The following is a 24,727-nucleotide window of genomic DNA, read 5'->3' on the forward strand; positions in this document are numbered from 1 at the left end:
TCAGAACGCCTTCTGCAGCTGCACGTACAGCCGCGGGTTGCGCCCGCCGCCGTCGGTCTGCGCGGGCGGTGTGCCGGCGCGCCAGGCGAGCGTGGCGTTGATCGAGAAGTTGCCCGGGCGCGACCAGCTCAGGCCGATGCCGTAGCCGCGCAGGCTGTGGGTGTTCTCGCCGTCGAAGGGCGAGGGATGGCGCGCGATCTTTCCGCGTGCCGCGTCGTAGAACAGGTAGGGCGTGATCTCGTCGGTGGCGGCCCAGCGGTATTCGAAGGTGCCGATCAGGCCCTGGTCCACCAGCAGTTCGCCCGAGGGGTAGGCGCGCACCGCGCGCGCGCCGCCGAGCGCGAGCTTTTCGGAGGCGTCGAGGTTCTTGCTGGCCCACTGGCCGCCGACCGAGAAGTACAGCGAGTGGCGCGGCACGATGGCCTGCAGCCGCGACACCTGGAAGCTCAGCTTGGTGAAGCCGCCTTCGGTGTGGCGCCCGCCGAACTGCTGGTCGGACTGGAAGCTCTGCGCGTCGCGGATCGACAGGTCGCCGTGGTACAGCGTGCCCGAGCTGGCCCAGTAGCCGCCGCCCAGCACCTCGTCGCGCCGCTCCCAGGCCCAGCCGATGCCGAAGCCCTGCACGCGCTTCTTGGCCGTGAAGTCGACGCCGCGCAGTTCGTCGGTGAGGTCCTTCACGTCGGCCGTGAGGCGCAGGAACAGGTTCTGCTGGCGCTGGCGGATCAGCGGGTAGTTGAGCGACACGTCGAGCACGTCGGCGCGCCCGCGCGCGTCGAGGTCGACGAACTTTCCGCCCAGGTCGTAGCTCACGCGCGAGATGCCGATGCCCGCGCGCAGGCCGCTGGTGCCCAGCGGCGCCTCATAGGCCACGCGGCCGTACTGCAGCGCGTTGCTGTTGGACAGCAGCAGGCGCGCATCGAGGTTGTCGCCGATGCCGAAGGGGCTGAGCCAGCGCGCCGTGCCGCCCACGCGGTAGCGCCCCGCCTCCTTGGTGCCGTGGTTGTCGGCCTCGGCCGAGAAGGCCCAGCGCGCGCCGGCCTCGACCTCGACCGACAGGTCGGTGGTGCCGGCCTGCGCGCCTTCCTGCAGGCTGGACGACACCTTGAGGCCCGGTTGGTCCGACAGCAGCAGCATCGCGCGCTCGTAGGCCGGCGCGTTCACCGCCTCGCCCGGCTGCAGCGCCGACAGGAAGCCGCGCACGCGCGCCTCGCTGATCGGCGCCTCGGGCGCGACCAGCACGTCGACCTTGCCGAGCCGGCCTTCGATGATGCTGATCTCGACGATGCCGTCACGCACGGTCTGCACCGGCACCACCGCCTGCGCGAGGAAGTAGCCGCGTTCCTTGTAGCGCGTGGTGATGGCCTGCGCGAGGCCTTCGAGGTCGCCGAGCGTGACGTCGCGGCCGATGTAGGGCGCGGTGATGGTCTGCAGCTCTTCGTTGCTCAGCGCCTTCACGCCGTTCAGGCGCAGGTCGGTGAGCTTGAAGCTGCCCGCGCCTGCTGCAGGCCGGGGCGGCGCGGGCAGGGTTTGCGGCGCGACGGCGCCGGTGGCCTGCGCCACGGGGCGGTCGCAGCTGCCGCACGGGTCCTTGGTGGGGAGCAACGTTGTGGCTTCCTGCGCATGGGCGCGGGGCATGGCGACCCACAGCGTGGCGCCGACGAGTGCCATGGCGGCGAGAGCGACCGGCGTGGGCCGTGGACGAAGGCGGATCGCAGGGGCCATGGCAGTGCTTCTTTGCAGGAGGGAGCGTGGCGAAGACATGGTCAGCTTCCCACGGTGAGGCGCCAGTTGCCGATCAGGTTGAACGGCGCCCAGAAGAAGGGGTGAGACATCTTGGGGTCCTTCAGCACGGCCAGCTGCCCGGCCTGCATGGCCTTCTGGATGTCGCGCCCCTTGGCGAGCTCGCCATAGAGCGTGCCCATGAGCACGGCGGTGGCGTCGTCCGACACGGGCCACAGCGAGGCGATGAGGCTGGAGCTGCCGGCCGAGAGGAACGAGCGCGTGAAGCCCAGCACCTCGTCGCCCTGCGCGATGCGCCCCAGGCCCGACTCGCAGGCCGACAGCGTGACCAGCGCCGTGCCGTCCATCGGCAGCGCGAGGATCTCGTGCGCCTCGAGAAAGTTCTGCTTGCCGCCCTCGTTGGCCAGCAGGATGCGCGAGTACAGCGGATCGACCTCGTCGGCCTCCGCGTGCGCCGCCACGTGCATCAGCGGCGAGCGCGAGGCCACGTCGCGGAACTGCGTCTTGGTGGCGGCCGCGCCCATGTACACCGTGTTGCGCGGGAACAGCTGCGCGAGCTGCTTCACTTCTGTCTCGGCGCCCGGCAGGTCGTACTTGTCCTCGATGCGCGGATTGCCGAAGGCCGTGAGCGACGCGTTCACGCGCGGCGTGCGCTGCGCCAGCTGCACCGCGATGCTGATCGACGGCGCCACCGACACCGGGTGCGTCTCGATGAGGTAGCGCCCGTCCAGGCGCAGCGCCTGGAACGGCAGGTAGTGCAGCGGCCCGTGCGGCACCACCACCACGCGCTGGCCCGGCGCCAGGCCCAGCGGGCCGAGCAGCGCGGCGCCGAGCTTGTCGGCGTTGGTGATGGCGGCGCGGCGACCGCGCACGATCGAGTTGCGGAAGGTCTCGACCAGTTCGGTGAGTTCTTCGCGCTTCACCGCGATGCGCTTTTCGACAATGCTGTCCGGGCCGACGACCCAGACCATCAGGCGGTCGGGCAGCGCGTGGTACTGCACCACACGCTCGTCGGCCGCCAGCGTGCGCTGCAGCGCCGCCACGCCGACCGTGCCGGCCGACGATTCGCTGAGCTTGGCGCGGCCGCGCACCGCATCGAGCAGCGCGCGCGAGCGGCTGTGCTCGCTGACCTCGAAGGCGCGCTGCGGATCGCCCGCTTCGCTGTACACCGCCACGCCGCGCTCGAACACCGACTGCAGGTCGGAGAACAGGCCCATCTTCACTTCTTCGCTGCGAAAGCGCGCGCGCACCTGGTCGACGTCGGCCAGCGCGCGGCCCGCGGCCTCGGCCGCGGCCTGCTTCTGGCCCAGCGCGAGTTCGCTGCGCGCCACGCCGTCCCAGGCCCAGAGCCGGTAGTAGGCGGTGTCGGTGCCGACCTGGCGCGTGGTGAGCGCGCGGTACTTGTCGCGCGCCTCGGCCGGCTTGTTCTCGGCGAGCAGCAGGCGGGCGCGCGTGCGTTCGAGCTGCGCGGCCAGGGGCGCCTCGCGCGGCTCGGCCATCTCGCCGAGCACCTGGCGCGCGCGTGCCGCGTCACCCGATTCGATGAGCGCGTTGACCAGCGAGGCCTGCACCAACGGTGCGTAGCGCGGCGAGCTGTTGGCCAGTGCCTCGTCGTAGCTGAGCACCGCACCGGCGAAATCGCCGCGCCGCGTGCGCACGTCGCCGATCACTTTCTGCACCGGGCCGACCACCAGCTTCGGGTCGCGCGCGGGATGGCGCAGCGCTTCGCGCGCGAACTCCTCGGCTTTTTCGAGCTGGCCCGAGTAGCTGTAGACGATCGCCAGGTCGCGGTTGGCCACGGCGCGCAGGTTCGGATCGCTGGTGGCGTTGGCCAGGTGCAGCGCCTTGCTCGCGGCGCGCACGCTCTGGCGGAACTCGCCCGCCTCGGCCAATGCGACCGCCTGGCTGCAGTACTGATAGCCCGAGAGCTTGACCGCGTCCTGCCCGTAGAGCACCGCGCCTTCGCTGGTCAGGGCCAGCAGCGTGTCGGTGTCGGCCAGCCGCGCCTGCGCCATCCGGTCGGCCGCGGCCTCGGCATTCGGGCCGCCCGCCGCAGCGGCGGGAGTTGCAGGTGGTGGCGCCGGACGTTGTGCCTGCGCCGAAGGGCCGCCGGGGCCCAGAAGCAGCACACCCACCAGGCCGACCGCACCGGCAAGACCGGCACGGCGACGCGCCGGATGCGCACATCCCCATCTCGAAAACCACGCCATTGAACCCCCTCGACCCATGCACTCGCTGCCGCGAACGCTCGACGCCGCGGGAGTGCGCGCCGTTCAGGCCTCGTGGGAAAGTCTAGGAGCGGGTGTTCACCTCGCCTATTCGCAATACGGTCTAGCGCAAATGGCGTAGAGCCGGTTCACGCTAGGCGGGCACGCTGTCGATGTTGAGTCGGTCCCAATGCCGGTGCTTCGCAATCGCCGCAATGAAGTCGTGCGCGATCTGCGTCGCCGCCGTGGCGTCGCCCAGGTTCGTGACCGGCGTTTCGGCCACCACCACGCCGGCCGGTGCCTCGCCCTCGGGCGTGACGCCCAGCGTGGCCAGCAGTTGCACGCCCTCGCCCACCGCACAGATCGCCTTGCAGTGCTTATAGGCCTCGAGCACGAAATGCACGGCATCGCCTTGCGCCGCGAGCACGGCGGCGCCCTCGGCACCCGCGGGCACGAGCACGGCGTCGAACAGCACCGAGGCGGTGTTGGTGAAGGTCATGTCGACGTCGATCTGGCGCTTCGACGCGCTGGCCACGGTGCCGAGCTTCGGGCCCACCACCTTGCACAGCACGCCCACCTGTTCGAGTGCATCGCGGATCGGCTTGAGCGAGGCCGAGTCGACGCCGTCGGCCACGAGGATCGCGACCTTGCGCGTGCGCACCACGCCGTCGGCGCTGCCGTCGCTCATGCGAAGCGCGGGCGATTCGTCGATGGGCAACTCGATGCGATGCTCGCGGAAGCCCGAGTACCCTGCGGCCGCTTTCGCGTCGGGCTCGCCGATGCCCAGCGGCTCGGCCACGCGGCGCGCGAGTTTCTCGTCCACGTGCGCAAGGTTGTCGACCATGCGCTGGCGGATCGCGGGCACTTCGAGCTTCGAGAGTTCGAAGCGAAAGGCCGCGACGATGTGCTCCTTCTCGGCCATGCTCTGGCTGTTGAAGAACAGGCGCGCCTGCGTGAAGTGGTCGTCGAACGACGGGCTGCGGCGTCGCACCTTCGGCGACTCGATCTCTTCGGGGAATGACTGGAAGCCGTGGCTGCCGCCGTCCACGCGGAACTCGGTGCCGCTGCCCAGCGTGTTGGGCTCGTAGGCGACCTGGCCGCGCGCGATGGTCTGGCGGTGCATGCCGTCGCGCTGCATGTTGTGGAACGGGCACACGGCCTTGTTGATCGGCAGCTCGTGGAAGTTGGCACCGCCCAGCCGCGAGATCTGCGTGTCGGTGTAGCTGAACAGGCGCCCCTGCAGCAGCGGGTCGTTGCTGAAGTCGATGCCCGGCACGACGTGGCCCGGGTGGAAGGCCACCTGCTCGGTCTCTGCGAAGAAGTTGTCGGGGTTGCGGTTGAGCACCAGCTTGCCGATGCGCTGCACGGGCACCATCTCTTCGGGGATCAGCTTGGTCGGGTCGAGCAGGTCGAAGCCCAGCGACTCGGCCTTGTCGGGCGCGATGAGCTGCACGCCCAGTTCCCACTCGGGAAAGTGGCCCTGCTCGATGGCCTCCCAGAGGTCGCGGCGGTGGAAGTCGGGGTCCTTGCCGGCGATCTTCTGTGCCTCGTCCCACACGAGGCCGTGCACGCCGAGCTTGGGCTTCCAGTGGAACTTCACGAAGTGGCTCTCGCCGCGCGCATTGACGAAGCGGAAGGTGTGAACGCCGAAGCCTTCCATCATGCGAAGGCTGCGCGGAATGGCGCGGTCGCTCATGGCCCACATCAGCATGTGGGTGCTCTCGGGCATGAGCGAGGCGAAGTCCCAGAAGGTGTCGTGCGCGCTCGCGGCCTGCGGCATCTCGTGGTGCGGCTCGGGTTTGACGGCGTGGATGAGGTCGGGGAACTTCATCGCGTCCTGGATGAAGAACACGGGGATGTTGTTGCCCACGAGGTCGTAGTTGCCCTCGCGCGTGTAGAACTTGACGGCGAAGCCGCGCACGTCGCGCACGGTGTCGGCCGAGCCGCGCGAGCCGGCCACGGTCGAAAAGCGCACGAACACGGGCGTCTTCGCATCGGGGTCCTGCAGGAAGTCGGCACAGGTGTACTGCGACATCGACTGGTAGACCTGGAAGTAGCCATGCGCCGCCGAGCCGCGCGCGTGCACGGCGCGCTCGGGAATGCGCTCGTGGTCGAAGTGCGTGATCTTCTCGCGCAGGATGAAGTCTTCGAGCAGCGTCGGCCCGCGCACGCCCGCCTTGAGCGAGTTGTGGTTGTCGGGAACCTGCAGGCCCTGGTTGGTCGTCAGGTGCGTGGGGTGCTCGGTGGTGAAACCCTCGAGCTGCAGCTGCTTGGCGTTGGCGCCGTCACCGGTCTTGGCGGTGCTGGCGCGGCGGCCTGCGGCGGCCTTGTTCTGGGGGGACATCGGGGTTCTGGGCATCGATGCGGGTCGGCTCAGCCGGCCTCGTTGCTGTTGCCGCTGCCGATGAAGATGTCGAGCACGTTCACCACGGCGATCAGGCCGATGCAGGCGGTCACGGCAGCCACCGCCCAGATCAGGATGTCGTCGCCCCAGGTGCCCATGAGCGAATCGAACAGTGCCGAGATTTCCATGATGTTTTTCCCTCCGAGAGAAGCGGGGCCGCAAGCCGGCAAATCCGCAAAGAGGAAGCTTAGGTGGGGCCCGGTGCGCGGGCCGTAGTGGCCGCCCCTCCCCGTCTGTGGGAGAAGGTGGGCGTCACCGGTAGGAGGGCGCCGACAGGCGCGAGCCTCAGGCGCCCGGGTCGAGCACGCGCTCGCTGGGCCGCGCGAAGTAGAACCACTCGGCGCCCGGCAACGCCATCGCGTTCGGGAACACGATGAAGCCGTCGTCGGGCGCGCTGACCAGCGTGCCGTCGTGCCGCATGCCCACGGGTTCGCCGCGCTGCACGGGGTCGAAGGTGGCCCAGTCGCGCACGAAGCTGTCGTCCTCGTGCAGGCGGTCGGTCACGCTCGCCAGGCGCAGCAGCTGGGGCGGCTGCGGGGGCGCGGCCGACAGGCCCGGCGGCAGCGCCGCCATGCCCAGCAGCGCGAGCGTGCGGCGGATGGCCGCCCACGCCACCTGCGGCGCCTGCGGGTCCTGGTGCTGACCGCATTCGAGCGTGACGCCATAGCCGCCGCAGCTGCGGATGTATTCGTTGGTGCCGCGGCCGAAGTCGATGGAGGCCTCGTCGACCGCCGCGCCGCGCTGCGCGAGGCCGGCGGCGTAGATGTCGAGCCAGCCCTCGACGACGATGGGCGTGCCGATGTGCAGCGCGAGCCGGCCTTCTTCCTGCGCGCGCGCAAAGGGTTCGAGGCTGCCGCTGTTGTCGCGCGGGCCGATCATGGCGAAGGCCTCGCCCTCGCTCTGGAAGGAATGCAGGTCGAGCAGCACGTCGTGGCGCGCGATGACGGGCGCCAGCCGGTTGGTGATGCGGGCCTCGTAGTCGGCCGGCGTCTCGCTCGGGCGGAACAGGCGGTTGAGGTTGCGCTGGCCCTCGCGCTGCAGGCGGCGCCGCGCGAGCGGGTTGGCCACGGGCACGAGCGTGAGTTCGCCGCGCAGCAGGCGCAAGTCGCCGGCATCGAACTCAGCCAGCACGCGCTGGATGCCCTCGGTGCCGCAGGTCTCGTCGCCATGCACCCCGCCGATCACGAGCAGGCGCGGGCCGGGGTTCAGCGACGCGAATGCGTGCAGGCGCAGGCTGTCGGTGGCGGTCGCAGCGTCGTCGAAAAGCGGGGTGGACATGCGGGCGATTATGCGGAGGCGACTGTGGCCACGCAAAAGGCAAGACCCTGTGGCTTGGCGGGCGCGCAGCGCGAACCTACAGCCGCGCCCCCGCCTGTCCTACCGCCCCGTGGCGGGGCGCCGCGCAAGCTGGCGCCAGACCCGGACTTTGAAGGAGCACACGATGGCCCAGCAGCCGCGCAAGGACAAGAAGGACACCACCCGCGTCGAAAAGGACGGCGAATCGGCGCCGCGCCTGCCGCACGAGCGCGACCAGTCGTCGGACAGCCAGGTGATGCAGGACGGCCAGCCGCCTGAGAAGGGCCGGCGCGGCTACGAGGACGTGGAGCGCGGCGTGGTCGACACCGACCGCGGGCTCACGCCCGAGCGCACCGCCGACGGCAAGGTCAGGCCTTGACGGTGGCCAGCTGCTGGCGCATGTCGCCGATCACCGCGCCGTAGTCCTTGGCGTTGAAGATCGCGCTGCCCGCCACGAAGGTGTCGGCGCCGGCCGAGGCCACGCGGGCGATGTTGTCGGCCTTGATGCCGCCGTCCACCTCGAGGCGGATGTCGCGCCCGCTCTGCTCGATGCGCTTGCGCGCCTGCTCGATCTTGCGCAGCGCCGAGTCGATGAAGCTCTGGCCGCCGAAGCCGGGGTTGACGCTCATGATGAGGATGAGGTCGATGTCGTCGATGGCCCAGTCCAGCGCCTCGAGGCCGGCGCCCGGGTTGAACACCAGGCCGGGCTTGCAGCCGGCGGCCTTGATGGCCTGGATGCTGCGGTGCACATGGGTCGAGGCGTCGGGGTGGAAGCTGATGTAGTCAGCGCCCGCTTGCGCAAAAGATGCGGCCAGCGCGTCGACCGGCTGGATCATCAGGTGCACGTCGATGGGCACGGGCGTGCCGTCGGCGGTCTTGGCGTAGGGCTTGAGGGCCTGGCAGATCATGGGGCCGAAGGTCAGGTTCGGCACGTAATGGTTGTCCATCACGTCGAAGTGGATCCAGTCGGCGCCGGCCGCGATCACGTCGGTCAGTTCCTGGCCGAGGTGCGCGAAGTCGGCGGAAAGAATGGAGGGCGCAATGCGAAACGGGGTGCTGCTCATAACCCCGGATTCTCGCAGCCGACGGAAATCCGAGGAAAGGCCTCCGTTACCATGCGCCCCATGTCACACAGCCCCTTCAGCGTACAGGTCGAACCGCGTTACCTGGCCGACCAGTCCTCGCCCAAGGACAACGTCTACACCTTCTCCTACACGATCACCGTCACCAACGTGGGCACGGTGGGCGCGCAATTGATCGCGCGCCACTGGCTCATCAACGACGCCTCGGGCCATGCGCAGGAGGTCAAGGGCCTCGGCGTGATCGGCCAGCAGCCGCTGCTGGCGCCCGGCGAATCGTTCCGCTACACCAGCGGCTGCCGCCTGCAGGCGGCCAGCGGCACCATGCACGGCAGCTTCTTCGTGGTGACCGAAGAAGGCGAGCGTTTCGACGTGCCGGTTCCCATGTTCGTGCTCGAAGCCGACATAGGCGGAACCCCGGTCTCCCGGGTGCTGCACTGAGCGCGCGACGCGCTCTTTTTCTTTCTTTTCTCTTCCGCTCCCCCATGGCTGCCGCATCGCGCGATCTGCAGGGGCTGCTTGCCGGCCTCGACCCCACGGCCGATGTGGCGCAGCGCCACATCTGGCTCATCAACCTCTTCGACTGGCTGCGCGGCGACCGCGCCTCGCCGCAGGCCGCCATCGGCCGCGTGCAGTTGCTGCTCGACGCCGTCGAGGCACGGCCCGAGCTGTGCGAGCGGCTGCGCGCCTGGTGGCGCGCCTTCACGCAGTCGGTCGACCTCACGGCGCTGCTGGCCGACTACGGCTTTGCGCCGCGCACCGCCTTCCTGAGCGAGTTCGGCGAACGCATGCGCCGCAAGATATTGCCGGGCACGCCCGAGACCACCGACGCCTCGGACCTGTTCCGGCTGGTGCTGCCCGGCGTGTTCGACGCCGGCTGGATCGCGCTGCTCGACGACACCCAGCTCGCGCGCATCGGCGCGCTGCTGGCCGACGCCGCGCCCATGCCCGACGGCTCGGCGCGCTGGCGCCACACGGTGATGGACGCCGTCACCTACTGCTGCAGCCAGGTGGTGGCGACGGGCTTTTCGCCCGAGCTGCGGCTGCGCATCAGCCCCGAAGCGGGCGAGGCGCGCCCTTTCCACGCCCTCATGGCCGACCTGGACGCGCTGCGCGAGCAGATGTTCGCCCTGCCGCGCGACGAAGAATCGCTGCAGGCCGCCTTCGTGGCCTTCCGCGACCGGCTCGACGCCTGCCGCTCCAGCGCCTCGTCGGTCTACACGCACCTGGAAGACAACGGCATCTCGGTCGGCCTGGTGTTCCGGCTGCGCCAGCTGCGCGAGCGCGTGCTGCGCATCCGCGAGCTGCTCGACTGCCTGATGTCGCCCGTGCCGGGGCCCAGCATGGCGCGGCTGGTCGGCAAGCTGGTGCTGGCGGGCGGCGAGCGCAACAGCATCCGCGCGCTGATCGCCTCCAACTCGTCGATGCTCGCGGCCAAGGTGACCGAGCGCAGCGCCGAGACGGGCGAGCACTACATCACCCGCGACCGCCGCAGCTACCTGCAGATGGTGAAGAAGGCCGCCGGCGGCGGCGCCTTCACGGCGCTGACGGTGCTGGCCAAGTTCGGCATCTACGCGCTGGCCCTGTCGGCCTTCTGGAGCGGGCTGGCCGCGGGCCTCATGTACGCGGCCAGCTTCGTGGCGATCCAGCTGCTGCACCTCACGCTGGCCACCAAGCAGCCGGCCATGACCGCGCCCGCGATGGCGGCGCGGCTGCGCGACATCAAGTCGGACGACGCCGTGGACCAGTTCGTCGACGAGGTGGCCAACCTCGTGCGCTCGCAGGTGGCGGCCGTGCTGGGCAACGTGCTCCTGGTGGTGCCGGCGGTGGGCCTGCTGGTGCTGGGCTGGCAGGCCGCGCTGGGCCGGCCGCTGCTGGACGCGGCGCATGCGGCTTCGACGCTGCATTCGCTGTCGCTGCTCGGACCGACCGTGCTTTTCGCGGCAATCACCGGCATCCTGCTGTTTTCGTCCAGCATCATCGCCGGATGGACAGAAAACGCCTTTGTCCTGCATCGCCTGGACTCCGCCATGCGTTACAACCCTCGCATCGGCGCCTTTCTCGGTGCCGCCCGGGCCCGTCGCTGGGCCGCCTTCATGCGCACACACATCTCAGGCTTCGCCTCCAACATCTCGCTGGGACTCATGCTCGGACTGCTGCCCGCGTTCGCGGGCTTCTTCGGGCTCGGGCTGGATGTGCGCCATGTCACGCTGTCGGCCGGCCAGATCGCGGCCGCGGCGGCATCCATCGGGCTGCCGGCGCTGCACCAGCCGGCCCTGTGGTGGGCGGTTGCGGCGATCCCGGTGATCGGCGCGCTCAATGTGAGCGTGAGTTTCTACTTCGCTTTCCGGCTGGCGCTGCGCGCGCACAGCGTGAGCCTCGGTGACCGCGCCCGCATCCGCAGCGCGATCTGGGCCCGCTGGCGCAGCCGGCCGGTGAGCTTCTTCCTGCCTACATGAACCTGACCGCACTCCTCGCCGAACTCCAGGGCTTCTGGGCCGAATGGGCGCGCCCCTCGGCCGGCCTGCCCACCGTGCTCTGGGCCCTGCTGGTGGCCGCCGCCGCGGCCTCCGGCCACCTGGTGCAGCGCTACCTGGGAATGCCGAAGGTCATCGGCTATTCGGTGGTGGGCGCGGTGGTGGGCTTTGCGGGCTTCGAGGGCGCGATCTGGCCGCTGCGCGGCATCAGCCTGTTCCTGCTGGAACTGGGCGCGGCCGTGGTGCTGTTCGAGGCGGGCGGGCGGCTGCCGCTGCGCTGGTTCCGCCACAACCCGATGGTGCTGGTGCAGAGCCTGCTGGAGGCGGGGCTGACCTACTTCGGCGTGTACTGGATATTGATTCTTCTGGGCCTGCCCGAGCCGGTGGCCAACCCCATCGCGCTGATGGCGATCGTCGCCTCGCCGGCCGTGCTCAGCCGCGTGATCATGGACACCCGCGCCGCCGGCCCGGTGACCGAGCGCGCCATGACGCTGGCCACGCTCAACACCTTCTACGCCCTCACGCTGGGCTATGCGCAGGCCGGCCTGATCGAGCGCGCGCCGCAGTCGCTGATGCTCAAGCTCTACCCGGTGGCGGTGGTGCTCGGCATGTCGTTCGTGGTCGGCGCGATCATGGCGCTGGCGCTGCGCTCGGCGCTGCGCGTGATGAGCCCGAACAGCGAGAACACCTCGATCCTGCTGCTGGCGATCATCGCGGCGGGCGCGGCGCTCACGGCCCACATCGGCGGCTCGGCACCGCTGGCGGCGCTGATCGGCGGCGTGCTGCTCAAGACGCTCAACCCCAAGCCCTGGGCCTGGCAGCGCCAACTCGGCACCGCCTCGTCGCTGCTGACCATGCTGATGTTCGTGCTGGTGTCGATGGTGGCGGCGCAGGCCGACTGGACCCTGCCCGTGGCCAGCGTGGTACTGGCCGTGATCGGCGTGCGCCTGGTCACCAAGATCTCGGGCGTGGCCATTGCCAACCCGGGCAGCGGCGCCAGCTGGAAGCAGGCCTTCTGGGTCGGCTGCGCGATGACGCCGCTGTCGTCCATCGCCCTGCTGATCGCCTCCAATTTCGCCTCGGCCTCGCCGCTTCTGGGCACCATGATCACGCAGGTCGCCCTGCCCTCGATCCTGCTGATGGAAGTGATGGGCGCCGTGCTCGCCACCGTGGCGATCCACGCGGTGGGCGAGAGTTCGGTCCCCTGGACGCCGCAGGCCTTCAGCACCACGGAAGACACGCAGCGATGAGCAGCAACAGCAACCCCACCTCCGTCCTCCCGATCGATCCGGACAGCGACGACGTCCGCTCTGCGCCGCTGCCCGCCGATCCGGCGAGCCGCGCCGTCAAGCTCGAGCCTTTCAACAAGTCGGAGGCGCTGTCGCTCGGCGTGGAGCTCGAGCTGCAGCTCGTGAACACGCACGACTACGACCTCGCGCCGTATGCCGAAGACATGCTGCGCCTGATGGCGCAGACGCCGCTGCCCGGCAGCGTGGTGCCCGAGATGACCTCGAGCATGATCGAGATCTCGACCGACATCTGCCACTCGGCGCAGGACGTGATCACGCAGCTGTCGCCGATCCGCGAGGCGCTGATCAAGAACGCCGACAAGCTCAACATCGCGGTGGTCGGCGGCGGCACGCATGCGTTCCAGCAGTGGCACGAGCGGCGCATCTACGACAAGCCGCGCTTTCGCGAGCTGTCGGAGCTGTACGGCTACCTGAGCAAGCAGTTCACCATCTTCGGCCAGCACGTGCACATCGGCTGCCCCGACGCCGATTCGGCGCTGCTCATGCTGCACCGCATGTCGCGCTACATCCCGCACTTCATTGCGCTGTCGGCCTCGTCGCCGTTCGTGCAGGGGCAGGACACGCAGTTCGACTCAGCGCGGCTGAATTCCGTGTTCGCGTTCCCGCTCTCGGGCCGCGCGCCCTTCACCACGAGCTGGAAGGAATTCGAGGCCTACTTCGAGCGCATGACCCGCACCGGCGTCGTGCGCAGCATGAAAGACTTCTACTGGGACATCCGTCCCAAACCCGAGTTCGGCACCATCGAGATCCGCGTGTTCGACACGCCGCTCACCATCGAGCGCGCCGCCGCGCTCGCGGGTTATGTGCAGTCGCTGGCCGCGTGGTTCCTGCAGGAGCAACCCTTCGAGCCGAGCGAGGACGACTACCTCGTCTACACCTACAACCGCTTCCAGGCCTGCCGCTTCGGCCTGGACGCGGTGTACGTCGACCCGGCCAGCGGCCAGCACATGCCGCTGCGCGACCACATCCTGATGACCATGACCCAGCTCGAATGGCACAGCGAGGCGCTCAACGCCACGCAGGCGCTGGGCGAGCTGCGCACCAGCGTCGAGGCCAACCGCAACGACGCGCGCTGGCTGCGCGAGAAGCAGGGCAAGGAACGGCTGCTGGCGGAAGTGGTGCGCCAGGCCTCGCTGCGTTTTCGCGGCGCGGCCTGAGTTCGCGGGTCAGGCCGCCACGGCCTCCTGCGAGAACTGCCGGCGGTACACCGTCGGCGACACCTTGAACGCCGTGGCGAAGTGCTTGCGCAGCAGCACCGCCGAGCCGAAGCCCGCATCGGCCGCCACGCGCTCCACCGAGCGATCGGTCGTTTCGAGCAGCCGCTGCGCCAGCGCCAGGCGCTGGTTCTGCAACCACTGGCCGACCGTCGTGCCCGTCGATTCGCGAAAGCGCCGCGTGAAGGTGCGCCGGCTCATGAGCGCGCGCTGCGCGAGTTCGTCGAGTTCATGCGGCGTCTGCAGATGCCGCCCCAGCCATTCGAGCAGCGGCGTGAGCCGGTCGCGCTCGGCCGCCGCCGGCACGGGCTGCTGGATGTACTGCGCCTGCCCGCCCTGCCGGTGCGGCGCAACGACCATGCGCCGCGCGGCGCGGTTCGCGGTGTCGGCGCCGTAGCGCACGCGCAGCAGGTGCAGGCAGCAGTCGATGCCGGCGGCCGTTCCCGCCGACGTGAGCACGTCACCGTCGTCCACGTACAGCACCTCGGGCTGCAGCACGACCTGCGGATACTGTTTGGCAAAGGCCGCGGCCAGGTGCCAGTGCGTGGTGGCCGGCCGCCCGTCGAGCATGCCGGCCTCGGCCAGCACGAAGGCGCCCAGGCACAGCCCGACCACGGTGGCACCGCGCCGGTGCGCCGCCTGCAGCGCACGGATGAGCGCGGGCGGCGCGGGCCGGCCGTCGTCGCGCCAGGACGGCACCACCACGATCTGTGCACGGCGGATCGCCTCCAGGCCGTGCGGCACCACGAGCGTGAAGCCCGCGTTGGTGGCGAGCGGCCCGGGCTCGGGCGCACAGACCTGCACGCGAAAGCGCGGCGCGCCAGTGTCGGTGCGGTCTTCGCCGAACACCATGCAGGGCACGGAAAGGTGGAAGGGGCTGATGCCATCGAAGGCGACCACGGCAATGGTCTCGGCGATGGTTTTGGCGGCAGAGGAGCGCATGGCCCGATCTTATCGATGAATGGCTTTCGGGCCACTGTCGCAAAACCCGTGGTGCGCGAAGAATCGAGCCATTCCAAACACACCACCGAAGGAGATACCCCATGAGCCAATCCGCACCACGCCGCGCCCTCGTCGTCATCGACGTGCAGAACGAATACTTCGAAGGCGGCGGCCTGCCCATCGAATACCCGCCGGTCGAGAGCTCGCTGCCGAAGATCGCGCAGGCCATGGACGCGGCCCGCGCGGCCGGCGTGCCGGTGGTGGTGGTGCAGCACCACGCGCCGAAGGGCGCGCCGGTCTTCCAGGCCGACAACTTTTACGGCCAGCTGCACCCCGAGATTGCGAAGCGCCCGCGCGACCACCTCATCACCAAGGCCTTCCCGAGCGTCTTCACCGGCACCGACTTCGCCGACTGGCTCGCGCGCCACGAGATCGACACGCTGAGCGTGACCGGCTACATGACGCAGAACTGCGACGCCTCCACCGTGTTCGAAGCCATGCACCGCGGGCTGAACGTGGAGTTCCTGTCGGACGCGACCGGCGCATTGCCTTACGAGAACGCGGCCGGCCGCGTGAGCGCCGAGGAAATCCACCGCGTCTTCAGCGTCGTATTCCACAGCAACTTCGCGGCCGTGGCGACGACCGACGTGTGGGTCGCTGCACTGAAGAGCGGTACAGCGATCGAAAAGGACAACGTGGTCATGTCCAACCGCCGCGCGCGCGGCGTCTGAACTTCACAAGAGTTCAGGCCAGGTTCAGCGGCTGCAGCACAGGCTGCCAGCGCTGAACCGCGATCTTCTTGAAGCCGCGGCCGTTGGGATGCAGCTCGTTGGCCCAGTCGGTCGGGCCCAGCGTGCCCCGGCTGTCCACCACGTGCAGGTGCTGCGGGTCGCCCGCGGCGATGTTCTGCAGCATGCCGTGGAAGCCGTCGATCAGGTGGTCGACGCAGGGCTTGAACAGCTCGGGCGCCACGCCCGCGTCGACCAGCGCCGGGCGCAGCCAGCCTTCGCGCCCGAACAGCGCCTTGCCCGTGGGCGGCGCGTAGTCGTAGCTGTGCATGACGATGTGGCAGTCCACGCTGGTGCGGGTGTAGATGAGACCGATGAGCGCGCGGTACTGCTCGTCCATGTCGACGAGGAACTGGTCGAAGCCGCCCTTGCCGTTGCGAAAGCACTGCGCGGCCTGCGTCTCGCCCGTGCAATCGGACTTGAGCAGCGGGCGCAGGTCGTTGAAGCCCGCGAAGTCGTTACCGCCGCCGCTGATGAACACCGCCGACAGCGTCGGCCCGTACAGGCGCAGCGACTCGCGCACGGCGTTGCGGTACTTGCCCTCCACATAGTCCTGGGCTTCCGCGCCGTTCATGCCCTTGGCCAGGATCACGTGGCCGCGCGCGCCGACCACGTCGCCCAGGAAGTTCAGCAGGCTGCCGCCCGGCAGCGGATACCAGAACCACGAATCGCCGAAGGCGAGGATGGTCGCGGTGCCGTGCGGGCCCATCTGCATCTTGGTCTCGTCCCAGTAGACAGCCATGGCGAACTCCTCGTGTAGAGGGCGCCATGGTTCTCGCAACCGCCGCGCGGCGCCATCCCCCGTTCGCAGTAGAACCTGCTGCTCAGTCCCGCAGCGACTGCACCAGCAGCACCAGTTCCGCCTGCCGGTGGCAGTCGGTCTTGCGCATCACGTTGCGCAGGTGGCTGCGCGCCGTGTGTTCGGAGCAGTGCTGCGCGGCGGCGAAGTCCTTCACTGTCTTGCCGCTCGCCAGGAGCAGCGCGAGCCGCGCTTCGGTCGGGCTCAGGCCGAGCAGGCTTTCCAGCTGCCGCGGCTCCACGGGCGCCGCCTCGGCCGGATGGGCGAAGACCACGAGCGCGCGGTGGCGCTGGCGCAGCACGGCCAGCGGGTGCGAGGGCTTGAGCGGCAGCACCGTGATGCGGACCACGCTGCCGGCCACGGGCAGGTGCAGCACGCCGGCCCGCGCGCCACCGGCCGGGGCGCAGGCCTCGCGCACCCGCTGCTCGAAGGCCGACTGCAGCGCGGACGACGCGAGCCGCAATCGCCCCTGCGCGCTGTCGAACAGGCCGCCGCGGCCCGCGCACGCCGCCGCGCGCGCGTTCAGGTGGTCGAGGCGGCAGGCCTCGTCGACCACGGCGATGCCCTGCGGCAGCGCGTCGAGCGCCGACAGCCCGGTGGCCGCGTGCTCGCCCAGCTGCATCATGCGGGCGCGCAGCTCGCTGGCGCGCACCAGGTGCGGCGACAGGCGCCGGCAGAAGGCCTCGCTCTCAGGACCATAGGGCGCTTCGGCCCGGGGGCGGATGAAGCCGAGCACTTCGCGCGTGTCGTCGTCGGCGCGCAGCCCCATGGCCAGCGTATGGCGCAGGCCGAGCGGCGCCAGCCAGTCGACGTAGATCGCGCTGCGCGACAGCGTGCGCGCGCCGAAGTAGGCGTGGTCGGTCACCGGCGTGCCCAGCGGGGCGTTCACCGGCATCTGCATGCGGATGTCGTCGCGCGCCAGGTGCTGCTCGTACTCGCGCACCTTGTCGGGCGGGCTCTCCAGGTTGGCGAGCCCCGCGCCCACCACCGAGCAGTCGGTGCGGCGCACCGTGAGCGTGTGAAAGCAGGCGGCGCCGAGCACCTCGCGCATAGCATCGAGCGCGTCGTACCAGTCGCCGGGACAGGTGATCCCGTCGTACAGCAAGGCAACGATCCGGTCGGTGTCTGCCTCGGCGGACACGCCTCCCTGCACGATGGCTGTCATGGCGGCCTCCTCCTGTTTGGACTTTCGGTGTATCCGCTTGCATGACGGTATTACAAAATGCTTCCAGTGTCAGCCCCCATTTCCCGTGGGCGCCGCGGCGAGCGGCCCCGCGCCAGGTCGTTATGCTCTCGCACCCATGGGTGAATTCGACCTGATCACACGCTATTTCAAACGTCCCGCCACGCGCTCGCCGCTGGGCGTGGGCGACGACTGCGCCTTGCTCGCGCCGGCCGCGGGCATGCAGCTCGCCGTGTCCTCCGACATGCTGGTGGAGGGGCGGCACTTTCTCTCGACCGTGGAGCCGGCCCGGCTCGGCCACAAGGCGCTGGCCGTGAACCTCAGCGACCTGGCCGCCTGCGGCGCGAAGCCGCTGGCCTTCACGCTCGCGCTGGCATTGCCCGGCGTGGACGAGCCCTGGCTCGAAGGTTTTTCGCGCGGCCTGTTCGCGTTGGCCGACACCCACGGCTGCGAGCTGGTGGGCGGCGACACCACGCGCGGCCCGCTCAATATCTGCATCACCGTGTTCGGCGAAGTGCCGGCCGGTGCCGCGCTGCTGCGCTCGGGCGCGCGCGCGAGCGACGACCTGTGGGTGAGCGGCTCGCTCGGCGATGCGCGGCTGGCGCTCGAGGTGTTTCGCGGCACGCTGAGCCTACCCGCCGACGCCTTCGCGCAAGCGCGCACGCGCATGGAACAACCCACGCCGCGCGTGGCGCTGGGCCAGGCGCTGCGCGGCATCGCCACGTCGGCGGTGGACGTGAGCGACGGCCTGATCGGCGACCTGGGCCACATCCTCGCGGCCAGCGGCGTGGGCGCCACGCTCGATGCCGATGCCACCTCCGCGCTGATCGCGGTCGACACGGCCGGCCTGCCCACCGAGGCGCTGCGCACCTGCGCGCTCTCGGGCGGCGACGACTACGAGCTGGTGTTCACCGCGCCAGCCTCGGCACGCGCGGCGGTCGCGCAGGCCGGGCAAGCGAGCGCCACGCGCGTGACGCGCATCGGCCGCATCGAGGCCGACGCGGGCCTGCGCATCGTCGATGCGAGCGGCGCGCCGGTGTCACAGCGCTTCGGCTCGTTCGACCACTTCGTCTAGGGCCTCTGTTCAAGAGCCGCGCAGCATCGCGCGCATCTTGTCCTGCGCGGTGTTGATGGCGGCCGACTGGCGGCCCAGCTGCTGCACCATCTTGTCGAGCTCGGCCCTCACCGCGGGGTCGGTCACGGTGAGCGAAGCGCCCGAGACCTGGAGCTTCGACTTGTTCTTCTCCATGAAATCGCCGATGGCCAGCGCACTGTCGAACACGGCGTCGAGCGCGGGGAACACCTCCTTGAAGGTGGCGGCGGGCGTCGTCACCGTCTTCTCGTAGGCCTTGCCATAGACCTGCTTCAGGTCGTCGGGCTGCTTGAGTTGCGCGCGCGCCGCGTCGGCCTTGGCCAGCTGCTGGTCGAGCGCGCTGCGCAAGCCGCCCAGGCCTTCCTTGGCGGCCTTGAGATCGTCACGGCGCGCCGGCAGGTCGGCCAGCGAGCGCAGCGCGCCCTTGGCCATGACCTGCGTCATCGGCTGGCTCACCGACTTGTTCATGCCTTCGTTGAAATCGGTGATCACCGCGTAGTGCTGCGCGTAGTCGCCGAACGAGGCTTTTTCTTCGGCGGTGGGCGTGGGCACGCGCAAGCCGGGCTTGTCGAGCACGCGGGTCTGCAGGTAGGCGATGAAGGCGCTGCGCTGCTCGGCCTCCTTGTTGCCGCAGGCCACGAGCAGCATCGACAGCATCAGGCCGAATGCCAGGCCCAGCCATGCGGAAGAGAAACGGGACCGTGTGGTTGTTGTCATGGGGCACCTGCTTTCGCGCAAAGAAAAAAGACCGGCCAGCATACGACCGGCCCGCCCCCGCGGCTACTGCAGGCTCTGCTTCAAGGCCTCGATGAACGCCCGCGCCGCCGCCGACAGCGAATGGCCGCGCTTGGTGACGATGGAGATGTCGCGCACCACGCGCGGCGCGCTGAGCACCTTCACCACGAGCACCGGGTTCTTCTCGGCGCGCGCGAAGGCCGACGGCATGATCGACGCGCCCATGCCCGCCGCCGTCATCCACAGCGCGGTGGACAGGAAGGACACCTCGTTCACCACGTCGAGCGTCACGCCCGCCTCCGCCGCCGTGCCGTCGATCAGCGGGCGCACGCCGTAGCCGGGGCGCACGGTGATGACCGGGTGGCGGCCCAGGTCCGACCAGCGCACCACGCGCGCCTTGGCCAGCGGGTGGTCGGTGCGGCACACCACGGCGAGGTGGTCGCGCATGAGGCGCTGCACCTCGACCTCGGGACCGGGCCGCTCGGGCGTGCCGATGCCGAAGTCGACGTGCTCGCCGAGGATGCGTGACAGGAACTGGTCGGGCGCGCAGTCGTTCACCAGCACGCGAACTTTCGGGTGCTGCTCACCGAAGGCGCGCAGCGCATCGGGCAATAAAAACCCGGCCAGCGTGGGCGTGATGGCCAGCGTCACGCGACCGCGTTCCAGCGTGGCGAGTTCGCGGAAATCGGCCGAGAGCGAATCGACGTCGCGCAGCACGCGCTCGACGGTGGAAATCATCTGTTCGGCTGCGGCCGTGGGCTTGAGCGCGCGCGTGGTGCGGTCGAACAGGCGCGTGCCCAGGCCCTCTTCGAGCTGGCGGATCAGCATGCTCACGGCCGACTGCGTGACGAACAGCCGCGTGGCCGCGGCGCCCAGCTTGCGCAGCTGGTAGACCGCGAGGAACGCACGCAGCTGGCGGATCGTAGGACTGAAGTTCGTATTCATCAGAAAATTTGAAAAATCATTCGGAATTTCTTGATTTACGAATGAATGCTGCCATCGTTCAATCTCCGATCAAAGCACCGAATTCAAGGAGAGGCCCGAATGACAGCACCCATCGCCCGCGGCATGCACGCATTTCGTGGGCGACGCAGGCAACTGCTGTGGGCCGTGGCCGGTGCGCTGGTGGCCGGCACCGCCCTGGCACAAGCCCCGGCGGGCGATTTCCCCACCAAGCCGATCCGCATGGTCGTGACCTTCCCGCCTGGCGGCAGCGCCGACGGCGTGGTGCGCATGCTGGTGCCGCGCCTGAACGAGAAGCTGGGCCAGCAGGTGGTGGTCGACAACCGCCCCGGCGCAGGCGGCAACGTGGGGCTGACGCTGGTGGCCAAGGCGCCGGGCGACGGCTACACGCTGGGCGTGGGCGCGGCGGGCGCGCTGGCGGCCAACGTGAGCCTGTACCCGCAGATGCCCTTCGATCCGCAGAAAGACCTCAAGCCGGTGGGCATGCTGGCGGCCATTCCCTTCGTGCTGGTGGGCCACCCGTCGGTGGCCGCGAAGACGCAGCGCGAACTCATCGCGCTGGCCAAGGCGAAGCCGGCCACGCTGTCGATCGGCCACGGCGGCAACGGCACGGCCATGCACCTGTCAGCGGCGCTGTTCAACCAGATGGCGGGCACGCGGCTGGTCGAGGTGCCCTACCGCGGCTCGGGCCCGGCGGCGCTCGACGTGCTGGGCGGGCAGATTCCGCTGGCGGTGGTCGACCTGCCCTCGTCGCTGCAGCAGATCCGCGCCGGCAAGCTGATCGCCTTTGCCGTGACCAGCCCGCAGCGCCTGCCGATGCTGCCCGAGGTGCCGACGGTGGCCGAGGCCGGCCTGCCGGGCTACGACTCGACGGGCTGGTTCGGCGTGGTCGCGCCGGCCGGCACGCCGGCGCCCGTGGTGGCGCGGCTCAATGCCGAGCTCAACGCCGCGCTCGGCGACGAGCAGGTGAAGACCGCGATGCGCGCGCTCGGCGTGGAGCCGGCGCCGGGCTCGGTCGAATCCTTCGACAGCTACATCCGCGCCGAGACGAAGAAGTGGGCCCAGGTGATCCAGGACGCCCACATCAAGCTCGACTGAACGACAAGCCGATAGAGACATGACGAAGACCGCCGACACCCCGATGCAAGCCGACGTGCTGATCGTCGGCGCTGGCCCCGTGGGCCTCACGCTGGCGATGGACCTGGCCTCGCGCGGCGTCTCGGTGATCCTGTGCGAGACGCGCCGCTTCGCCGAGCCGCCGAACGTGAAGTGCAACCACGTGGCCTCGCGCACCATGGAGCAGTTCCGCCGCCTGGGCGTGGCGCAGCAACTGCGCGATGCCGGGCTGCCGGCCGACCACCCGAACGACGTGGTGTTCCGCACCACGGTGACGGGCACCGAGCTCACGCGCATCCCCATTCCGTGCCGGCGCGACCGCTACACCGAGACCGAGGGCCCCGACGCATGGTGGCCCACGCCGGAGCCGCCGCACCGCATCAACCAGATCTACCTCGAGCCGATTCTGCTGAAGCACACGGCCGCGCTGCCGGGCGTGACGCTGCTCAACCGCACGCGCTTCGAGCGCTTCACGCAGGATGCCGACGGCGTGAGCGCCATCGCCACCGACATGGACAGCGGCGCCACGCGCAGCATCCGCTGCCGCTACATGGTCGGCTGCGACGGCGGCAGCTCGCCGGTGCGCAAGCAGATCGGCGCGAAGCTCGAAGGCACGGCCGTGATCCAGCGCGTGCAGTCGACCTTCATCCGCGCGCCGCAGCTGCGCGACATGATTCCGGGCAAGCCCGCGTGGTCGTACTACGCGATGAACCCGCGCCGCTGCGGCACGATGTTCGCCATCGACGGCCACGAGACCTGGCTGGTGCACAACCACCTGAACGCCGAAGAGCCCGAGTTCGACTCGGTCGACCGCGACACCTCGATCCGCGAGATCCTGGGCGTGGGGTCCGACTTCCACTACGACATCATCAGCAAGGAAGACTGGATCGGCCGGCGTCTCGTGGCCACGCGCTTCCGTGACGGCCGCGTGTTCCTCGCGGGCGACGCCGCGCACCTGTGGGTGCCCTACGCGGGCTACGGCATGAACGCCGGCATCGCCGACGCGCTCAACCTCTCGTGGCTGCTGGGCGCCTGCGTGCAGGGCTGGGCCGACGAGGCCATCCTCGACGCCTACGAAGCCGAGCGGCTGCCGATCACCGAGCAGGTGTCGCAGTTCGCAATGGACCATGCGCAGAAGATGATCCGCGCGCGCCGCGCCGTGCCGCCCGACATCGAGGCGCCCGGCCCCGCGGGCGACGCGCAGCGCGCCGAGATCGGCCGCGAGGCCTATGCGCTCAACGTGCAGCAGTTCTGCTGTGGCGGGCTCAACTTCGGCTACTTCTACACCGGCTCGCCGATCATCGTGCCCGACGGCGAGCACCGCGCGCCGCCGTACTCGATGGGCGAGTTCACGCCCTCCACCGTGCCCGGCTGCCGCGCGCCGCACTTCTGGCTGGCCGACGGGCGCTCGCTGTACGACGCCTTCGGCCCGGGCTACACGCTGCTGCGCTTCGACCGCAGCGTGGACGTGCGGCCGCTGGAGCGCGCGGCCGCCGCGTACCGCATGCCGCTCACGGTGCTCGACATCGAGACCGCGAGCCTGCCCAAGGCCTATGCGCACCGCCTCGTGATGTGCCGCGCCGACCAGCACATCGCATGGCGCGGCGCGCACCTGCCGGCGGATGTGTACGGCCTCGTCGCCACCTTGCGCGGCGAAACGCGCCGCGAACGTGGACGCCGGCGCGCCCTCGCCTGGGAAGGCGTACTGGCCTAGCGCCGCGCCACCGCGCGCCACGCCAGCCACGCGGCGATGGCAGGCGCCAGCGCGAAGACCGTGAACAGCCAGATCGCGGCCGAGCGCGCACCGTCCACACCACCGGGCACCGTGAGCCCCGCCGCATTCGCCACCAACCCGGCCACGGCCGCACCGACGGCCATGCCGTACAGCTGCACGGTCGTGATCGACGCGGACGCCAAACCTTCTTCGCCGCGCGGCGCGAGCGCCATCACGCGCGTCAGCAAGTGCGGCCAGCCGATGCCCACGCCGAAGCCGACGGCCGCCAGCGCCACGGCCACGAACGTGGTCTCGACGTTAGCCCCGAGCGCCCCCGGCGTCGGCAGCAGCCACGCAAGCGCCAGCAGGCCCGCGGTGCAGACCACCGGCCCGGCGCGCAGCATGCGGTCGGCGCCTGCGCCAGTGCGGCCCGACGAGGTCAGCGAGCCGATGCTCCAGCCGCCCGCCATCGCCGCCGTGAGGTAGCCCGCCGCGAGCGGCGTGTGGCCGTGCAGCAGCTGCAGGAAGTAGGGCACGAAGATCTCGGTGGTGGTGCCGATCAGCAGCAGCGCCACGCTTGCATAAATGGCGCCCAGCGGCGTGCCGAGTGCATAGGCGCCGGTCGGCAGCAGGCGCACGGCGCCGGCGCGGCGGTCGATGCGGGTGGCGGCGAAGCCGATGGCCAGGCCCAGCGCCACGCCCACGGCCTGCCCCGCGAGGCCGGGCCAGAAGCCGCTGGCCGCGATCACCAGCACCGACAGCGCCAGCAGCGCGATCTGCGGCGCCGGCACGCGCGGCATCTGCGCCGGGCGGTCATGCCGGATGCCGGCCGCGGGCCGCAGCTGCACCGCCACCAGCAGGGCCTGCGCCGCCGCCACCGGCAGCAGCGCCCAGAAGGCCCAGCGCCAGTGGCCGGCCTGCGCGAACAGCCCGCCCACGGCCGGCCCGCACAGCGTGGCCACGCCCCACATGCCCGACACCAGCGCCACCGCGCGCGGCCACAGCCGGGGTTCGAACACGCGCTGGATCAGCCCGTAGCTCAGCGCCGCCAGCAACCCGCCGCCCAGCCCCTGCACCGTGCGCCCCGTGAGCAGCCACGGCATGGCCGGCGCCAGCGCGCAGCCCACCGAGCCGGCCGTGAACACGGCCAGCGCCGTGAGGCAGGCGCCGCGCGGCCCGCGCGCGGCCAAGAGCCGCACCGAGAGCGTGGCGCCGAGGATCGAGCCGACCACGAACAAGGTCGTGCTCCAGGCGTACCAGTCGAGCCCGCCGATCTCGCGCACCACCGAGGGCAGCACGGTGGTCACGATGTGGACGTTGACCGCGTGCAACGCGACGCCGCCGGTCAGCGCCAGCGCGCGCCAGCCGTTGCGCCCGCTGAACAGCTCGCGCCACGCGGCGGTGGGCGGCGGCGCGCCAACGGCGGCGGCATCGAGGGAAGAGGAGGAGGACGACATGAGAACGAAGGGGAACACCAAAGGAGCCTGGATACTAGGCGGCGCCCCTCAATTAAACAAGTCATTGCTTTGATAAATAGAAACTTCGGCGCGCAGCCGTCGCACAGGATGCGCGACACTTCGAAACCGATGCACGCCGTTTCTTCTTCCCCTTCTTCCTCGATGGATTCCTCTTCCGCCACCACCGGCGTCCTGCCCCGTCCCCCGATG

The 24,727-nt window shown here is 70.2% G+C and carries 21 protein-coding genes; 9 read left to right on the forward strand and 12 right to left on the reverse strand.

Features of this window, described 5'->3' with window-relative positions:
- The 5 genes from AC07Y4_RS25000 to AC07Y4_RS25020 form a co-directional block, all read right to left on the reverse strand.
- Positions 1-1,722: a ShlB/FhaC/HecB family hemolysin secretion/activation protein gene (locus AC07Y4_RS25000; protein WP_495275256.1), complete on the reverse strand. Its 1,722-nt coding sequence runs from the start codon at positions 1,720-1,722 to the stop codon at positions 1-3.
- A gap of 41 nt (positions 1,723-1,763) precedes the next feature.
- Positions 1,764-3,875 carry a CHAT domain-containing protein gene (locus AC07Y4_RS25005; protein WP_495275257.1) on the reverse strand — a complete coding sequence of 704 codons (2,112 nt, stop codon included), beginning with the start codon at positions 3,873-3,875 and terminating at the stop codon, positions 1,764-1,766.
- A 226-nt stretch (positions 3,876-4,101) separates the two neighbouring features.
- Positions 4,102-6,291 carry a catalase gene (locus AC07Y4_RS25010; protein ID WP_495275258.1) on the reverse strand — a complete coding sequence of 730 codons (2,190 nt, stop codon included), beginning with the start codon at positions 6,289-6,291 and terminating at the stop codon, positions 4,102-4,104.
- 29 nt (positions 6,292-6,320) lie between these two features.
- Positions 6,321-6,479 carry a hypothetical protein gene (locus AC07Y4_RS25015; protein WP_167394958.1) on the reverse strand — a complete coding sequence of 53 codons (159 nt, stop codon included), beginning with the start codon at positions 6,477-6,479 and terminating at the stop codon, positions 6,321-6,323.
- A 157-nt stretch (positions 6,480-6,636) separates the two neighbouring features.
- A complete protein-coding gene (locus AC07Y4_RS25020) occupies positions 6,637-7,629 on the reverse strand; it encodes a succinylglutamate desuccinylase/aspartoacylase family protein (RefSeq protein WP_495275259.1) in 993 nt (330 codons plus the stop codon).
- Between the two features lie 163 nt (positions 7,630-7,792).
- On the opposite strand from AC07Y4_RS25020, the gene AC07Y4_RS25025 reads away from it, so the two are divergent.
- Positions 7,793-8,026: a hypothetical protein gene (locus AC07Y4_RS25025; RefSeq protein WP_062481001.1), complete on the forward strand. Its 234-nt coding sequence runs from the start codon at positions 7,793-7,795 to the stop codon at positions 8,024-8,026.
- On the opposite strand, the gene rpe is transcribed toward AC07Y4_RS25025, so the two are convergent.
- Positions 8,016-8,711 (reverse strand): ribulose-phosphate 3-epimerase, encoded by a 696-nt coding sequence (rpe, locus tag AC07Y4_RS25030; RefSeq protein ID WP_062480999.1) that lies wholly within the window; start codon positions 8,709-8,711, stop codon positions 8,016-8,018. The two genes, AC07Y4_RS25025 and rpe, sit on opposite strands and share 11 nt — an antisense overlap.
- 60 nt (positions 8,712-8,771) lie before the next feature.
- Between rpe and apaG the strand changes: the two genes are divergently transcribed.
- Genes apaG through AC07Y4_RS25050 form a run of 4 tightly spaced genes read left to right on the forward strand, consistent with a single transcriptional unit; the run spans position 8,772 to position 13,670 of the window.
- A complete protein-coding gene (gene apaG / locus AC07Y4_RS25035) occupies positions 8,772-9,167 on the forward strand; it encodes a Co2+/Mg2+ efflux facilitator ApaG/CorD (protein WP_495262737.1) in 396 nt (131 codons plus the stop codon).
- 44 nt (positions 9,168-9,211) lie between these two features.
- Positions 9,212-11,185: a transporter-like protein TlpB gene (gene tlpB / locus AC07Y4_RS25040; RefSeq protein ID WP_354347960.1), complete on the forward strand. Its 1,974-nt coding sequence runs from the start codon at positions 9,212-9,214 to the stop codon at positions 11,183-11,185.
- Positions 11,182-12,453 (forward strand): cation:proton antiporter, encoded by a 1,272-nt coding sequence (locus AC07Y4_RS25045; protein ID WP_062480997.1) that lies wholly within the window; start codon positions 11,182-11,184, stop codon positions 12,451-12,453. The genes tlpB and AC07Y4_RS25045 overlap by 4 nt, the downstream gene beginning before the upstream one ends.
- The gene (locus tag AC07Y4_RS25050) at positions 12,450-13,670 is read left to right on the forward strand and encodes a YbdK family carboxylate-amine ligase (protein ID WP_062480995.1); all 1,221 of its coding nucleotides are present in this window, start codon (positions 12,450-12,452) and stop codon (positions 13,668-13,670) included. Before AC07Y4_RS25045 ends, AC07Y4_RS25050 begins: the two co-directional genes overlap by 4 nt.
- Positions 13,671-13,679: 9 nt before the next feature.
- Here AC07Y4_RS25050 and AC07Y4_RS25055 read toward each other — a convergent pair whose 3' ends face one another.
- Positions 13,680-14,669, reverse strand: a complete 990-nt coding sequence (locus AC07Y4_RS25055) for a GlxA family transcriptional regulator (protein WP_495275260.1) — start codon at positions 14,667-14,669, stop codon at positions 13,680-13,682.
- A 101-nt stretch (positions 14,670-14,770) separates the two neighbouring features.
- On the opposite strand from AC07Y4_RS25055, the gene AC07Y4_RS25060 reads away from it, so the two are divergent.
- On the forward strand, positions 14,771-15,400 hold the full coding sequence (locus tag AC07Y4_RS25060) for an isochorismatase family protein (RefSeq protein ID WP_495275261.1): 630 nt from the start codon (positions 14,771-14,773) through the stop codon (positions 15,398-15,400).
- Positions 15,401-15,413: 13 nt separating this feature from the next.
- Here AC07Y4_RS25060 and AC07Y4_RS25065 read toward each other — a convergent pair whose 3' ends face one another.
- Positions 15,414-16,199, reverse strand: a complete 786-nt coding sequence (locus AC07Y4_RS25065) for an SGNH/GDSL hydrolase family protein (protein WP_062483039.1) — start codon at positions 16,197-16,199, stop codon at positions 15,414-15,416.
- A gap of 82 nt (positions 16,200-16,281) precedes the next feature.
- On the reverse strand, positions 16,282-17,421 hold the full coding sequence (locus AC07Y4_RS25070; RefSeq protein WP_495275262.1) for a helix-turn-helix transcriptional regulator: 1,140 nt from the start codon (positions 17,419-17,421) through the stop codon (positions 16,282-16,284).
- A 136-nt stretch (positions 17,422-17,557) separates the two neighbouring features.
- On the opposite strand from AC07Y4_RS25070, the gene thiL reads away from it, so the two are divergent.
- Entirely contained in the window at positions 17,558-18,514 is a 957-nt protein-coding gene (gene thiL / locus AC07Y4_RS25075) for a thiamine-phosphate kinase (protein WP_495275263.1), read from the forward strand.
- Between the two features lie 9 nt (positions 18,515-18,523).
- Here thiL and AC07Y4_RS25080 read toward each other — a convergent pair whose 3' ends face one another.
- Both AC07Y4_RS25080 and AC07Y4_RS25085 read right to left on the reverse strand, forming a co-directional pair.
- Entirely contained in the window at positions 18,524-19,189 is a 666-nt protein-coding gene (locus AC07Y4_RS25080) for a DUF3053 family protein (protein ID WP_495275269.1), read from the reverse strand.
- Positions 19,190-19,312: 123 nt separating this feature from the next.
- Positions 19,313-20,212 carry a LysR family transcriptional regulator gene (locus AC07Y4_RS25085; RefSeq protein ID WP_095743373.1) on the reverse strand — a complete coding sequence of 300 codons (900 nt, stop codon included), beginning with the start codon at positions 20,210-20,212 and terminating at the stop codon, positions 19,313-19,315.
- Positions 20,213-20,311: 99 nt separating this feature from the next.
- Between AC07Y4_RS25085 and AC07Y4_RS25090 the strand changes: the two genes are divergently transcribed.
- Entirely contained in the window at positions 20,312-21,328 is a 1,017-nt protein-coding gene (locus AC07Y4_RS25090; RefSeq protein ID WP_495275264.1) for a Bug family tripartite tricarboxylate transporter substrate binding protein, read from the forward strand.
- Between the two features lie 19 nt (positions 21,329-21,347).
- Positions 21,348-23,060, forward strand: coding sequence for an FAD-dependent oxidoreductase (locus AC07Y4_RS25095; protein WP_495275265.1), 1,713 nt, complete (start codon positions 21,348-21,350; stop codon positions 23,058-23,060).
- Here AC07Y4_RS25095 and AC07Y4_RS25100 read toward each other — a convergent pair.
- Positions 23,057-24,517, reverse strand: a complete 1,461-nt coding sequence (locus AC07Y4_RS25100; RefSeq protein ID WP_495275266.1) for an MFS transporter — start codon at positions 24,515-24,517, stop codon at positions 23,057-23,059. The two genes, AC07Y4_RS25095 and AC07Y4_RS25100, sit on opposite strands and share 4 nt — an antisense overlap.
- Positions 24,518-24,727 lie beyond the last annotated feature (210 nt).

This window comes from Variovorax sp. GW460-12-1-14-LB1, assembly GCF_059423605.1.